This window comes from Pseudoscardovia suis, assembly GCF_002797875.1.
GTDB classification, from domain to species: domain Bacteria; phylum Actinomycetota; class Actinomycetes; order Actinomycetales; family Bifidobacteriaceae; genus Pseudoscardovia; species Pseudoscardovia suis.
In genome coordinates this window covers 474,479-489,380 of record NZ_PGFC01000001.1, presented here as the reverse complement: position 1 = coordinate 489,380, position 14,902 = coordinate 474,479, and the positions used below count along the sequence as shown (strand labels likewise).

Sequence of the window (14,902 nt, the reverse complement as noted above, 5' to 3'; positions counted from 1 at the left end):
GTGGTGAACATACAATGACTGTCTCCGCTGGCTGCTGCAGGCATTTCTGCCTCCTCTTATGCCTGCCGCCACGCTTGGGAGCAGCGACAGTTGGGAGAAGTTGTTTCTGCTAGCGGCATCAAGAACAGAGAACAGAAGGATCTCCAAAGTTATTCCATTTCAAATCAATCAGGGTTTATCCCGCAATCAGAACAATTCGATAACGGTGGAAAGCCTCTCGACGCAGACAAAAGTTCATACTGGATAGTCGCGCCACATTCTTTCGCATACAACCCCGCCAGAATCAACGTAGGCTCGATTGGTTACTGGAACGGCGAGAAGCCAGTCATTGTCAGTTCGCTATACGAGGTATTCCAAACGCATGAATCCGTGGATGACTCTTTTCTTTCCGACTGGTTTCGGACACGTTTGTTCACAAATCAAATCGCAAAACGCCAGGAAGGCGGAGTGCGACAGTATTTTTTCTTCGACAAACTGCAAGAAAGTCGGATTCGCCTTCCCTCCCTGCCCGAGCAGCGCCGCATCGGCGAGTTCTTTTCCGCCCTCGACAGCCTTATCGCCGCCGCCGAGCGACAGGAGGCCCTCCTCAAGCAGAAGAAACAAGCCTACCTGCAGCTCATGTTCCCACAGGAAGGAGAAACCCGGCCCCGGCTGAGGTTCAATGGGTTCAGCGGTGAATGGGAGTCATTGCAACTAGGCAAGCTCTATGAGAAGAACACCGAGCGTAACGGGAATCAGTTTGATGCAGGAAAGACTCTCTCCGTTTCTTCCATGACTTTCAACGCTTTTGGTAACGGAGCGGCGGAGGAATCCCTGACAACGTATAAGGTTCTTCGTATCGGCGATGCAGCCTTCGAGGGACATACATCGAATGAATTTGCGTTCGGCAGGTTCGTTGTGAACACCATCGGAGATGGGATAATGTCGCCTCGCTTTACAGCGATTAGACCGACTGCCCGGTGGCGGCAATCGTGCGATCTGGATTTCTGGTCGTGCTATCTGCACGACGAGAACGTGATGAAGCGCATTCTTGTTCGCAGTACAAAGCGCGGCACCATGATGAACGAACTTGTCCTCGATGATTTCTTTACGGAAAGAATCCGAGTTCCCTCTCTCCCCGAGCAGCGCCATATCGGCAAATTCTTCTCCACCCTCGAATCTCTTATCGCCGCCGCCGAGGAGCGAACTAAGCATCTCCGAGAGTTGAAAGGCTCTTATTTGCAGCGAATGTTCGTGTGAACGTCCGACATCTATCGTTCCTTTTCGGTCTGCGCTGAACTTAGCAACATACCGCGGGCCGGAAAGGATTGAACTATGTACCGAAACCAACTCCTGTCGCGTTTCTTCTCGGAATGGGTGAACACGTATAAGAAGGGCGCTGTCACGCAAGTCACTTTGCGTAAATACCTCATGACCCAGCGTCAGTTGGAATTGCTGGCGCCGGAGACGACGCTCGCCGACTTGACCCGTCTCGAGTACCAGCGCATCCTGAACCAATATGCGACGAATCACGAGCGGCAGACGGTAATGGACTTTCATCATCAGGTGCGCGCGGCAGTCCTGGATGCTGTGGAGGATGGCGTCATAAGGCGAGACCCGACCCGAAAGGCAGTCATCAAAGGAAAGGACAAGGCTGAACGCAAACCCAAGTTCCTCAACCAGCATGAACTGGCAACGCTTCTTGCGGCTCTTACCGTGGATGCGGATCATCCGACGGATTCGATGCTCATGTTGATTGCAAAGACAGGACTGCGTTTCGCTGAGGCGCTGGGGGTGACCCCCACTGACTTCGACTTCCACCACCAGACGCTGAGGGTGTCGAAGACGTGGAACTACAAGAACCCCGACGGTGGTTTCGCCCCGACCAAGAACGCATCGAGCAACCGGCTCGTGCGGCTCGACTGGATGCTGTGCATGCAGATGAAGCAGCTGTGCGAAGGGCAGCCCGAGGATGAGCCTTTGTTCGTCAAGGAAGGCGAGCGGGTCTTCAATGCAACCATCAACGACCGACTTGCGGTCCTGTGCAAGAAGAACAACATTCCTGTGATTTCCGTGCACGGGTTGCGTCACACGCACGCCTCGTTGCTGCTCTACGCCGGGGTTTCCGTTGCATCGGTCGCTAAGCGGCTGGGGCATTCGAACATGACGACGACACAAACCACGTACCTGCACATCATCAAGGAACTTGAGTCGCAGGACAACGACAAGGTGATGCAGTTCCTCAGCACGCTGTAAACGCTAAGACTCGGGATATGGTTTGCCCCGCGCCGCGGGGCAAACCATCATACGAACATGCGTTGCAGGTACGCGGACTTCATCTCTTTCAAAGCTCTTGTCCGCTCCTCGGTGGCGGCGATAAGGTTGTCGAGGGTGGTGAAGAACTCGCCGATGCGGCGCTGCTCGGGCAAGGAGGGGAAGATGCATTTGAGCGAGGAGAAGTCAGAAAAACTGATCGTTTTGCCGTCCCTGATGCCGAAAGTCACAGTTTTGAGTGATTCTATGAAGGACTTTCTCTTGAAGTACTGCTTCCAATAAGCATTGTCCTGGCTGGAGCATTCCGCATGGGTAAACACCGTGTATGCGGGGCTGACGATCCCAGTCTTGTCGGACAGTTCGAATCCGCCTTGGAATGACCTGAGGCTGATGACGAAATCTCCAGCTCGGACCAGCTTGTACGAACTCAGGTTATCCGTTTTGAATTTAATGTCTCTGCTTTGGTCGTCTCGGTAAACCATGCCTTCGCTTTGCGTCGCCGACAATACCGGGAGATCAGAATGGCCATTCTCCTTGACAGGGACAAACTGTTCCGAAGACCGTCGCTGCTCCCAGTCTTTGCTGAATCCACTGAACCTCAGCCGTGGCTGTGTTTCACCCTCGCGCGGGAACATGAGCTGCAGGTAGGCTTGTTTCTTCTGCTTGAGGAGGTCCTCCTGTCGCTCGGCGGCGGCGATAAGGGAATCCAGAGCAGAGAAGAAGGTACCGATGCGGCGCTGCTCGGGGAGCGTTGGGTACCTAATTTGAGATGCGGCGATATCGGAATTATGCAAATGGACAATTGTCTTGCCCTGAGCGCGAGACACCAAACTGCCGTGCAGTCTGCCTCCACTCGCGCTCAACGCCAAGAATATGGAATCTAGAATCGATTTCTCAGGTTTGATGATGTTCAAGTCGCCACCGAGGAGAATGCCTGTCTTCCCAATCACGGAGGCTATGGCAATCTCCTCTGGAGATTCACCGGACGCGGGAATGATTACATCGCCGGCAGTGCTGAACACACCATCGCTATTTTGCGGGAGATGCTGATTGGATTCAGTTACCAGCAATTTGTAGTCGGTATACATTTGCCCGTACAGGAAAGCCGGAATTCCGCTCGAGCACAAATCGGCTTTTGAATAGCCTTGCCCCTTCGAAAATTCCGCTACCTCGCCCAACTGTCGCTGCTCCCAGGCGACACATACCCCTTCGTCAACCCCTCAGATCACCCCGCCTCATGTTCACGTCTCTCCCGTCAACCCGTGGCGCGACGCTCGGTCATCCATGTTGTGCAGATCGAGACCGGTTATGTCTTCGAAACGGTGGTAGCGTTCGAGCATCTTATAACATCGATAGAAGCACGCAGCGGCGGTTTCGGAGATGCCTCCGCACCTGAGAAAAGCCGTCACACCTCGCACGCCCTCGATCCACACAGCGCCCGCTCCCCTGCGCCTACTCGCTCCCGGAGAGATTCTTCCGCATCTGATGGTATGCACCGTGCTCGCGCAGGTAATCGCGCAGGTACGGGAGTTTGAAATCCACATAGCCATACGACGATTGGTAGATGATGTCCTCCTTGATGAGCTGCGTGCGGTACACGTTGGCGTATCCCAGGTCGCGTTCCAGTCTTTTCGCGATGTCGCTGGTAGCCGAGGGTCCGTCGTCCTGGGCCATGGCCAGCAGGTAGTCTCTGCCCATGGCGCTCAAGCCGTCCAGCGCAGGGCCGTGCACCATGTCTCCGAGTTTGATCTTCGCCTGCTTGATTCCTTCGCACGCGTTCTCAATCGTCAGCTCGTCCTGCGAATCCCGCGTATTGGCCTGGGAATCGCGCCATGCCCAATAGCCAACCAATTGAATCATGAACGGATAGCCGTTGGTCGCCTGTGCAAGGGTATCCAGAGTATCGGCATCGGCGTGCTTGCCGTTTTGCGTAATTGTCTCCTGGAACGCCTTGCGCACTTCGGCAAGCGGCACGTCGCCCAGATGCCTGCGCTCCGCCCTGCGCAGGAAGGTGAGCACGTCATCATTGATAACGTCCTCCACCATGGACGGCAGTCCGGCGAAGACGAACGCCACATTGCGCCTCTCTCGGATGAGGTGCTGTACGGCGGTGGCGAGGGAACGCATCTCGGGCAGACTTGACGCCTGCACCTCGTCAAGCGTGATGAGAATCCCCCGGTTCTTCTTCTCCAGTTTGTCAAGCCGTTCGGTCATGGCCATGCGGAAATTCAACGCGTGCTCGGCGGCTTCGAACTCCACCGAGCCAAGATTCACCTGCGCATCCACCGGGGTTCCGGCAACGGACATAGATGCCGAAGGCAGCGTCACCGATCCGATGCCCCGCCGAGGAGATTGGCGCAGGGTCTCGATAAGGCGCTGCATGAACTTGGATTCGGCGGTTTCGTCAATTACCTGCCATTTGCGCTGCCTGGCCAGATCACCAAGAGCGTTGAGCATCACCGTCTTACCCACGCCTCGAGCGCCCGTCACGTACATGAGACGCCCAGGGGCTCCCACACCGTCGTCGAGCGCGTAGGAGAAATCGTCAAGGTCACGCTGGCGCCCCACAAGCACAGGCGGGGTCATGCCTGCCGTCGGTTTGAAAGGATTCGCCATCGGCCACCTCCAGGTCGGGAACGGTCACCCGATTCCGACGCCCATTCAATATTCGGATGCTTTGTAGTCTACATCAAAGTTATAAAAGATATAAAAGATATAAAAGATATAAAAAGTTATAAAACGGCTTCTTCCCGCGCTTTTCAAGACGTCGCTTTGCATCATTGCACAGGGATTATGCGCGAAACGGGGGCAGGGCCGAGACCCTGCCCCGCGCAACGCTTACTTCTCGTCGGTATACCCGAAATGCTTCCGCACCTTGTTATGCGTCATCTTGTCGTTCGGAATATACGCCACCACGGGAAGGGTCTTCATCCCCTTCTCCCAGTATCCATCGTCGGTCTTGAAGAGCTCCTGTTCGTCCTCGTCCGACCAGCGACCCGCAAGGTTCTTGATTTTCTCGGGGTTCCAGATATCGTTCGCCATGTTCAGATACGAGAGTTATAGGCCACAATGTGTGTCCAGTGGTGGGTCAGTCGGGGGCGCCGTGGTGTTCGGTTGGGGTGTGTAATTCGTCCCTGTCGATGCCGGTGCCGTATCGCATCGGGATTCCGGTCGTCTGCCATGCACCCAGTGGGCTGCGTTCCTAGGCTTACCGGTAGAGCGCCTCGATTCGTCCGTCCGTGACGGCGTTGGTCGCGGATGCGTCTGCGGATCATCCGGCGCGCCTTGGCGAGACGCCGGTGCTGGTCGGCACGGTGCCGTCTTCCCAGTGGCTTTTCTGGTCGAGGAACTCCTTGTGGAACAGGCAACGCTGCAAGCGCGTCGGGAGCCAGACCGTGCGCAGCGCCGTCCCTCTCACCATCCGCCCCCCACTCGCTTCACTTCCCCGTTCCAAATTCCGCTGATTGCGCGCCATCGCAAACCGTTAGAGGCGACGCGCCGTTTTGCGGCTCCGCGCGGCGTACCCTTGAGCCAACGGACACAGAGTCGCACCTGACAGGGCAGGTGACGCGATGGCCGCGATGATCGACGACGCTGCGCGGAATGCGCGCGGATCCTGAGATGTTTTCGCGACCTTGGCTTCTGAATGTTCCGTTGTTCCCCAAACCATCGCAATCGCAGCACAATCACGAACGCGCGCTTGCATCACTATCTGTGCAACGAATTGTGATTCCATGCCAATCCGCGTGAATCCATATAAATCCGCATGCATCCGCAAGTGCCGTTCGCATCATTTATGAAAGGAGCCAGGCTCATGGCAGGCACTCAAGAATCCAACCGCAGCATCACAATCGGAAGGCCGCAGGCCATGCCAGGCGCCGCCAACGCAACACCGGGCTTCTCCACGCTCGCCTTGCGCGCAGGATACGACCCCGCCGACCATCTCAACGCCTCCAGCGTGCCGATCTACGCCACCGCCGCCTACGCACTACACAACGAGGAACATGCCACGGCCATCGCGTCATTCGAATCCGCCGACGACATTTACTCCCGCATCTCCAACCCCACGACGGGAGTGCTCGAAAAACGCCTCGCTGCGCTGCACGGTGCTGCGGGTGCCGTGGCGACCGCCTCAGGACTGGCGGCGCTGAGCAACGCGATTTTGAACGCCGCGGCCGGCGGCGGCCGCATCCTCACCTCATACCGGCTTTACGGCGGCAGCGTCGCAGCATTGCGCGACGTGCTGCCCGACCTGGGAATCGGCATCGACATCGTGCCCGACCCCGACAACCTCGATTCGTGGGAATCCGCAATCACCGACAGCACGCGGACAATCGTCGTGGAATCCGTGTCGAACCCACTCACCGTGGTCGCCGACCTGGAGGCGCTCGCGCAGATCGCTCACCGCCATGGCATCATCCTCATCGTCGACAACACGCTCGCCACGCCGTATCTGCTCAATCCCTTCGATTTCGGCGCGGATGTGGTAGTCTACTCCACCACCAAGGCGATCAACGGGCATGGCAACGCCATCGGCGGCATCGTGCTAGAAAGCGGGCGCTTCGACTATGCGAACGGCAATTACCCGCAGTTCACGCGCAAACAGTGGTTCTTCAAGGATCGCGCGCTCAACCCGCGCAGCGTGATCGATGTGGTGCCCGCAGCGCCGTTTACCACGCGACTGCGCGGTCTGCTCGTCACGCTGCTCGGCGCGGCGCCCAGTCCCTTCGACAGCTATCTGACGCTCATCGGGCTGGAAACGCTCAAGCAGCGCGTGACGCAGGAGGTCGCTACCGCCGAACAGATCGTGAAGCACCTGGAGGCCGATCCGCGCGTGACGAAGGTGCATCATCCCTCCGCCAGCGGTTACGAATACAAGGAGCTTGCGGCGAAATACCTGCCGCGCGGCGGCGGGTCGGTGCTCACGTTCGAGGTGCGGGGCGATGATGCTGTGGATACCGCCAGCCGCAAGCGTGCCGTGCTTGATGCGCTCAAGCTGTTCAGCCTGCAGGCCAACCTTGGGGATTCCAAGTCGTTGGCGGTCGACCCGGTGGTCGTGACGCATGGTGAGCTTGATACCAAGCAGTTGCGCGAAGCGGGCATCACCGGTGGAGCGATTCGCCTATCCATCGGCCTTGAGGAGCCGGACGATCTGATTGCCGACCTTGACCAGGCGCTTGATCAGGCGTTCGGAGAGGCGTTTGACAAGGCCAGCGCTTAGCGCACTACCCGCACTGTTGTCAACTATTCCTCTCTTCCTCTTCCAAAGTGGGGCGCACTATCTCGCACTGATGGTGCGCCCCACTATTCGCTTCTCTATTCGTCCTTCTATTCATCCTTCGAAAGCAGTTCCAGATCGTGCACGCCGTCAATGCGCTGGGCGCGTTCGAGAAAATCATGCATCTGCTTCAAGTCGCCGTTGAGGCGAATCTCCACGCTCGCGCCTTTCCAGCCGTCGCCGCGATGCGTGTGCGTCCCGACGATTTGCGTGTTAAACCCCAGGCTGTCGGCAAGTAGCAGCGTTTCGCGCAATGCTCCCCTGCCATCCTCGTAAGTCATGCGTAGCGTGCAGTCCCTGTCGCGTCGCAACACCCATGTGACGAGCGGCGCCACGGCAAGCACCACGAGAAAATACATCGCCGTCACCAGCGCCGCGAGGGACAACATCCCCGCGCCGCACGCCACGCCCACCGCGGCGGCAATCCAGATGGCGCACGCGGTGGTGAGCCCACGCACCGTGTCGTTGGCGAAGCAAATCACGCCGGCGCCCAGAAAACCGATGCCAGTCACCACCTGCGCGGCGATGCGGGATGCATCCCACGTCACGCCCTGCCCCAACAGCATCGGCACGCCTTCGATCGACACCATCGTGAACAAGCAGCTGCCCAATCCCACGAGGATGTGCGTGCGAATACCCGCGTCCTTGCGGCGCGCCTCGCGTTCGAAGCCGATGAGCCCGCACAGCAGCACGGCGCACAGCACCGCCGCCGCATCCATCCAGCTGATTCCGATGATCTGCATGGCACCTCCTTCGACAGAAATCCCCCGGACACGAGTCCGAGGGAATCGGTCTGTCACAGGTTACCGCCGCTAACAGGCTACTGCTGCGAACCGTCGCCCGGTTCCAGAGCCCGCACGGTGATGATCTTCGTGTCGGCGTTCGCGCAACCCTTGTAATCGCTTGTGGCGACGGTGATTGCCTGCGTCTGGTCCGGCGGATAGACGACGAGCGAATCGGCCGGCTGGGCGTTGCACGTATCGGCGTCGAAAACGTCGGCGTTGGTGATGCGCAGCGCGCTGTGCGCGGACTCCCCGGGCTTGAGCACGATCGTCTGAGGATCCACGGAGTCGTCGCGTTCGGCGGCAGCGCCAATCTGGGTGCCGCTCGCCGCGAGCGACACGCCCGGATATCCGGTGACCGAGCAGTCAGCGGAGCCGGAGTTCGTGAGCACCAAGTATGGGTAGCTGCTGCCGGCGCCGCCGCCCCCGCCCATGGTGAGCGTTGCGGTCAGGTCGGAGCTGGCGCACACGGGCGTGCCGTTCGATGATGCCGTGGACGCGGAAGTGGCATCCGTGGCGCTCGAAGAACTTGACGAGGCGCTTGCAGAGGCCGACGCTGACGAGCTTTCTGAGCTGGCGGAGCTTGATGAGCTCGCTGCATTACTGGACGCCGTGGTGCCGCTGCCGGCACCGCCGCTGGAGCATCCGCCTGCCAAAGCAAGCGCGGCGACAATGCCTGTGGTTGCGATGCCGCGGATGATGCCGTGGATGACGGCCTGTGCGGAAAACTGAATCGTTCTTCCCATGAGCTACATTCTATCCCCATTGGCCATTCCCACGGCAGCAACTGGGGCCCGCCTGTCCCCGTTTCTCTGCCCAACCCCGCCTGTCCCCGTTTCCCTGACCAGGCGCCGCCGAGGGTGCACGAAACCGCACCCTCGGCGGGGCTGCCCTGTTCCAAGCAACGTCTCGGCGTCGCGTTCCCCGCCCAAGGTGCACAAAACTGCGCCCTCGGCAGCGGTTACCGCCACCCGGCCCCTTTCTCGCCACACCAACCAGCGCCCAGTGTGCACAGGACTGTACCCTCGGCAGCGATTGCCCTGCCCCAAGCGCCACATGGGCGCCGCATCCCCCGCCGAGGGTGCAAAATACTGCGCCCTCGACCACGGTTACCGCCGCCCTGTCCCTTTCTCATCACCCTAACCTCCGCCAAGGGCGCACAAAACCGCACCTTCAACAGCAATTGCCCCCGCCTAGGCACCACCTAGGCGACGCGTCCTTCACTCAAGGCGCACGAAATCGCACCCTCGGCAGCGGTTCCCGCCTCCCTTCCCCTTACTCGCCGCCCCAATCGGCGCCGAGGGGTGCACAGGACCGCGCCCTCGGCGCGGATTGCCCTACCTCTGGGGCCGCCTTGGCGCCATATCCTGCGCCCGGGGGTGAGCGAAACTGCACCCTCGGCCCAGTTCCCGCCTCCTTTCCCCTACTCGCCGCCCCAATCAGCGCTCAGGGTGCACGGAACTGCACCTTCGGCACTGATCGCCACCGCCTGCCCTTGTTCCCCTGCTTACCCCCACCGAGTGCGCACGGAATCGCACTCTCAACAGCAATTACCCCATCCCAGGCACCATCTGGGCGCCGCATCTTCCACCGAGGGTCACAATACTGCGCCCAGGGCAGCACTCGCTCCGCCCCAGGCGCCATCTGGGCACCGCATTCTCCACCGAGGGTGCACAAAATCGCGCCATCGACATCGATTGCCCCGCCTTAGGAGCCACCCCGGCGCTGCATCCTACGCCTAGGGTGCACAGGACTGCGCCCTCGGCAGCAATTGCCCTGCCCTAAGCGCGCCACACACCTAGGCGTGCACCGTCCACAATTGCGTGACCGCTTCCCGCAGGAACGGCATGTCATGGCTGACCACGATCACCGCCCCGCGATACGCAGCAAGCGCGCGGGCAAGTGCCTGCCTTGAATGCAGGTCGAGATGATTGGTCGGCTCATCCATGACAATGAGATGCGGCCGATTGCGAATGCCCAGGCACAACAGCAGCTTGCGCAACTCTCCGGGCGATGGCTCGCTGGAGGCGGCGAGTATACGGTCGGGGTCGGCGTTGAGTTGCGCCATGGCGGAGAGCACATCGCCGCGTTCGGCGGGGTTGAGCTGCGCGAGCTGCTCGAGCGCCGCCTGCGCATCATCGCTGGTGGTGTTTTGCGCGATGACGAGCCGCGGCACGTCGGATGGTTGCACGTCGAGCCGTGCGAGCAGCGCGTTGAGGATGGTGGTTTTGCCGGCGCCGTTCGGTCCGATGATGCCGATGTGGTCGTTCGCCCCGACACTGAGTGTCGGGATGCGCACGCCGTCGGAGGTATGCCAGGCGTGAGCTGTGACGGGGATGCCCGGCACCGGTTCTGACGCCGTAGGTTCTGAAAATCCTGTTGGTTCTGCAGATTCTGCTGCTCGCGTCAATCCGGTTGATTCCACAGCGCCTTCGTTGCCAGCAGCACCGGCAACGCCGTCAGCACCAGCGCCGCTGGATTCCGCCGGCGCCTGCACCGTCGACGATCCAAACGGTATCACGCCCGCTTCGAGCCGGACGAGTTCCGCCACGTGACTGGGTTCGATCCCCGCGAATGCGGTCAGGTCCCCGTCGTAGCGTTTGGCGGCTACGACGATGGAATCCGCCGCGAGCTGCGCGGCGTGGACGCGAGCATCCAATCGTGCCTGCGCCGATCCGGCCGACCCGTCGACGCTGGTCATCTTGGCAAGTTTGGCGGCGTTGCGAGCGTCATGATCGCGGCGGTCGATGGTGCGGTTCGCCCGCCATGATGTGGCGGCGAGTGCCGCATCATGGCGGCGCGATGTGCTTTCGCGTTGCAATCGCGCGGCTTCCTTCCGCGCTTGGTCGAGTGCGTGCAGCTCACCCTCCTGTTGGATTCGCGCGTCTGCAAAAGCAGCCGAGTAGTTGCCGGGACGCATGGTGACGACGGTGACGTTGCTGTGCCCGACATGACGGCGTTCGAAGCAGGCGCACCGCATGGCAACTTGGTCGATGAGCTCGATGTCATGGCTGACGACGATGCCGACGCGTACCCGGCGGGGTGCGGGCAGCGCGACGGCTTCTTTACCGGCGCTCTCCTCGCGACGCTGTCCGTTCACGGTGGGCGCAGCGTCGGACATTGTGTTGGGCACGGCGGTTGCTGCGGCGCGACGTTGACCGGTGAAGTCGAGCATGGCTTGCGCGATGGCGTTCCGCGTCGGGGCGTCGACATGGTTGGTCGGCTCGTCGAGGATGAGCACGTCGGGGCGTGTTGCAAGCGCGCAGGCGATCTGCAGCCGTTTGCGCTCCCCGCCGGAGAGCGTGTCGTACCGGTATGGCCAGTCGTCCGCGATGCCGAGCGCGTCGCGAATCGCTATGGTTTCAGGGCTCCAGTCGTTGGCAAAATCCTCAAGGTTGGTGGGCGTGGCGGCGACATCCTGTGGACAGAATGCGATGATCGCGTCCGATGGGCTGACTTGCCCGCGTTCCGGGGTGAGCTTGCCTTGCGCGATGTGCATGAGCGTGGATTTGCCGATGCCGTTGTCGCCAAGCACGGCGGTCCAGCCAGGTGCGAACGTGACGGTTACGTCGTTGAGGATGGGTTCGGGGGCTGCAGGATACGTGTAAGTGATATGTGACAGATTCAATGCTGTGATAGACATGCTGCGGACGATATTAGCAGAGATGGTGGTTGGGGTTGGGTGCTGTAGCGGATGGCATGGCAATGTGCCGGAATTGCTGAGCCGCAGCCTGATGATCTTCCTTCCGTCACCTCACTGTTCTCCATCTATCCTGTCCAACCTCCTCCGAGTGTGCACAAAATCGCACCCTCGACGGTGATTACCGTGCAGTCAGCACTACCTGAGCGCCCTATCCCACGTTGAGGGTGCACGAAACCGCACCCGCGGTGGCGATTACTCCGCCGTCAGCTCCACCTGAGCGCCTTATCCTGCGCCGAGGGCACACGAAAGTGAACCTTGGACAGCGATTACCCTGATTTACGCACCCCGGCAGCGTCGCATCTCCCACCGAGGGTGCACAGGATTGCGCCCTCGGTGGCAATCACCCCATCATCAACACTGCCTGGGCATCATATCCTGCATCGAGAGTGCATGGGACTGCACCCTCGACGGAGGTTGCCGCCACCTTTCACTCTCCACTCCCGCCCAACTGACGCCGAGGGTACATAAAATCACGCCCTCGGCAGCAATTGCCCAGCCCTAAGCGCGACCGAAGCATCGCATCCCTCACCGAGGGTGAACAAAATCGCACTCTCTCTGATGCATTCCTCCAGCATCCGGGCATCAGATTGAAATGGAATCCCATGGCGATACAATCGGGTGACGCGGCGGCGGGTATGCGACTGCGAGTTAGCACTGGCGTGTGGGAGCTGAAAGCAGGCGAATTCCAAACGGACGCATGAGTCAACATCCCGTTATCATGCATATCCTGCCTCACTCTCTCAGTGACACCCATACCATTTACACGCGCTACAATCCCAAGGTGAACAAGGGTCTGTAACAGACTCCTTTGCACTACCATTGCACACCAAGGAGAAGAAACAATGGAGTTCGCCGAAAGCCTGGGGCAGCTCGCCGCCAAGGTCCACGATCTGAAGGATGGCATCGAAACGGAAGAGGCCACAAAGAACGCCTTCATCATGCCGTTCATCGGGCAGGTTCTTGGCTACGATGTCTTCAATCCGAACGAGGTCATCCCCGAGTTCACCGCTGATGTTGGCGTGAAGAAGGGCGAGAAGATCGACTATGCCTTGGTGCAGGACGGCCAGGTCCAGATTCTCATCGAATGCAAGAAGATTGGCCAGCCGCTGAGCCTTGAAAACGCCAGCCAGCTCTACCGATATTTCGCCTGCACGAAAGCGCGCATCGGCGTACTCACGAACGGTCAGGTGTGGAACTTCTACATGGACATCGATGAGCCCAACAAGATGGATTCCAAGCCTTTCCTCGTGTTGGACCTGCTTGACATCGATGACACGGTGCTCCCCGCACTTCAGAAACTGACGAAGCCCGCCTTCGACCTCGACTCCATCGCAAGCAGTGCGGAAGAGCTGAAGTATGTAGGCGCACTCAAACGTGCAGTCGCCGCAGAGTTCGCCGAGCCAACCGATGAATTCGTCAAGCTACTGGCTGGCCATGTCTACGATGGCTCCTTCTATGCGTCCGTTATGGACAAGTTCCGTCCGCTTGTGGCCAAGGCCATCAAGCAGTTCCTCTCCGACCAGGTCAACGACAGGCTGAAAACCGCCCTCGGTGCTGACGACATCCGCATCGTAAGCGCTTCAGATGCCGAAGGCGAAAACCCCGAAGATGCCGAAGATTCCAGCAGTGAAGACGACGCTGATGACGGTATTGTCACCACCGAGGAAGAGATTGCCGCTTACCGCATCGTCAAGGCTATCGCCTGCAGTGACGTCGATCCCGCCCGCATCACGATGCGAGACGCGAAATCGTATTGCTCCATCTTCCTTGACGACAACAACCGCAAGCCTATCTGCCGCCTGTTCTTCAACACCCGCCAGAAGTACCTTGGCCTCTTCGACGAAAACAAGAACTGCACGCGCGAGCCGATCGAGAACCTGAACGACATCTATCGGTACGCCGACCCGATCCGCGACGAGGTCAGGCGCCTCATGGCGAAGGACTGAGGCGACAAACCGACAGGGCCTCATCATCAAGCAACGACCAGCCTATATGAATGAAGTCTCGCGACAATCACCGCCGTGGCGGGAACCTCGCGAGACTTCATTTGTTTTTCATCTTCACTCGAACTCATGCGCGGCAAGCGAATTGAGGAATTCCTGCAACCTTTCAGTCTGGGGATGGTCAATCACCTGCTGAGGTGCACCATGCTCTACAATCCGGCCACAGTCCATAAAAATCACAGTATCCGATACCGCGCGGGCAAATCGAATCTCGTGCGTCACCACAATCATCGTTACACCACGCGCTGCGATATCTTTCATCGTTTTCAGGACCTCATTGACGCGTTCCGGATCGAGCGCTGACGTCGGTTCGTCGAACAGAATCACCGAGGGGTTCAGCGCTAACGCACGAGCGATAGAGACGCGCTGTTGCTGACCGCCAGATAGATGGCTGGGATATCGATCCTCGAATCCCGTCATCCCCACTGCCTCGAGAGCGTCTCTGGCGATTGCATCCGCCTCTTCGCTCTTCTTGCGTTGCACCACAGTCAAGCCTTCGGTGACGTTATGAAGCACCGTCTTGTTTTTAAACAGGTTATAGTGCTGGAACACCATCGCGGTATGCCTGCGTTGTCGGAGGACGTCACGGAATCGCGGTTTCCCCTGCCCATAGTCGAGTGAGATTCCATCTACCGATATCACACCCGAGTCAGGCCGTTCAAGCGCATTGATGCAACGCAGCATCGTTGTCTTGCCGGATCCGGAAGGCCCCAAGATGCTCAGAACCTGGCCTTGTGACACGTCAAAGGATACGTCCTTGAGGACTTCCGTTTTCCCAAAGGATTTTTTCAATCCTTGGACAGATACGACGGTGGATTCCGTTGGCTTAGTCCCGCCTGCTGCGCTCAGCTCCGCCATAATGGCCTACCTTCCTGTGCAATGT

At 59.3% G+C, this 14,902-nt stretch carries 11 protein-coding genes and 2 pseudogenes; 4 read left to right on the top strand and 9 right to left on the bottom strand.

From position 1 onward, the window contains the following. The first annotated feature begins 18 nt into the window (after positions 1–18). Positions 19–1,239: a restriction endonuclease subunit S gene (locus tag CLV65_RS01830; protein WP_094691677.1), complete on the top strand. Its 1,221-nt coding sequence runs from the start codon at positions 19–21 to the stop codon at positions 1,237–1,239. A gap of 75 nt (positions 1,240–1,314) precedes the next feature. Next, entirely contained in the window at positions 1,315–2,235 is a 921-nt protein-coding gene (locus CLV65_RS01825; protein ID WP_094691676.1) for a site-specific integrase, read from the top strand. Between the two features lie 47 nt (positions 2,236–2,282). Here CLV65_RS01825 and CLV65_RS09140 read toward each other — a convergent pair whose 3' ends face one another. The 5 genes and pseudogenes from CLV65_RS09140 to CLV65_RS08990 all read right to left on the bottom strand — a co-directional run. Then, a complete protein-coding gene (locus tag CLV65_RS09140) occupies positions 2,283–3,080 on the bottom strand; it encodes a restriction endonuclease subunit S (RefSeq protein WP_338065609.1) in 798 nt (265 codons plus the stop codon). Between the two features lie 195 nt (positions 3,081–3,275). Next, positions 3,276–3,437: pseudogene (locus CLV65_RS09070) on the bottom strand (hypothetical protein); the annotation flags it as partial. Between the two features lie 268 nt (positions 3,438–3,705). After that, complete coding sequence (locus CLV65_RS01815; protein WP_094691674.1) at positions 3,706–4,869, bottom strand: ATP-binding protein; 1,164 nt, start codon at positions 4,867–4,869, stop codon at positions 3,706–3,708. 222 nt (positions 4,870–5,091) lie between these two features. Continuing rightward, entirely contained in the window at positions 5,092–5,295 is a 204-nt protein-coding gene (locus CLV65_RS01810) for a hypothetical protein (protein ID WP_094691673.1), read from the bottom strand. A 46-nt stretch (positions 5,296–5,341) separates the two neighbouring features. Next, positions 5,342–5,614: pseudogene (locus CLV65_RS08990) on the bottom strand (hypothetical protein); the annotation flags it as partial. 453 nt (positions 5,615–6,067) lie between these two features. On the opposite strand from CLV65_RS08990, the gene CLV65_RS01800 reads away from it, so the two are divergent. Next, positions 6,068–7,474, top strand: a complete 1,407-nt coding sequence (locus CLV65_RS01800) for an O-acetylhomoserine aminocarboxypropyltransferase/cysteine synthase family protein (protein ID WP_244569200.1) — start codon at positions 6,068–6,070, stop codon at positions 7,472–7,474. Between the two features lie 107 nt (positions 7,475–7,581). Here the strand turns inward: CLV65_RS01800 and CLV65_RS01795 are convergent, their stop codons facing one another. The 3 genes from CLV65_RS01795 to CLV65_RS01785 form a co-directional block, all read right to left on the bottom strand. After that, positions 7,582–8,274 carry an MgtC/SapB family protein gene (locus CLV65_RS01795; RefSeq protein WP_094691671.1) on the bottom strand — a complete coding sequence of 231 codons (693 nt, stop codon included), beginning with the start codon at positions 8,272–8,274 and terminating at the stop codon, positions 7,582–7,584. Between the two features lie 77 nt (positions 8,275–8,351). Continuing rightward, positions 8,352–9,059, bottom strand: coding sequence for a DUF4232 domain-containing protein (locus CLV65_RS01790; RefSeq protein ID WP_094691670.1), 708 nt, complete (start codon positions 9,057–9,059; stop codon positions 8,352–8,354). 1,052 nt (positions 9,060–10,111) lie between these two features. Further along, on the bottom strand, positions 10,112–11,956 hold the full coding sequence (locus CLV65_RS01785; protein WP_244569198.1) for an ATP-binding cassette domain-containing protein: 1,845 nt from the start codon (positions 11,954–11,956) through the stop codon (positions 10,112–10,114). A 902-nt stretch (positions 11,957–12,858) separates the two neighbouring features. Here CLV65_RS01785 and CLV65_RS01775 point away from each other — a divergent pair. Beyond that, positions 12,859–13,962 carry a type I restriction endonuclease gene (locus CLV65_RS01775; protein ID WP_094691669.1) on the top strand — a complete coding sequence of 368 codons (1,104 nt, stop codon included), beginning with the start codon at positions 12,859–12,861 and terminating at the stop codon, positions 13,960–13,962. Positions 13,963–14,076: 114 nt separating this feature from the next. Here CLV65_RS01775 and CLV65_RS01770 read toward each other — a convergent pair whose 3' ends face one another. Continuing rightward, a complete protein-coding gene (locus CLV65_RS01770) occupies positions 14,077–14,877 on the bottom strand; it encodes an amino acid ABC transporter ATP-binding protein (protein WP_094691668.1) in 801 nt (266 codons plus the stop codon). Positions 14,878–14,902 lie beyond the last annotated feature (25 nt).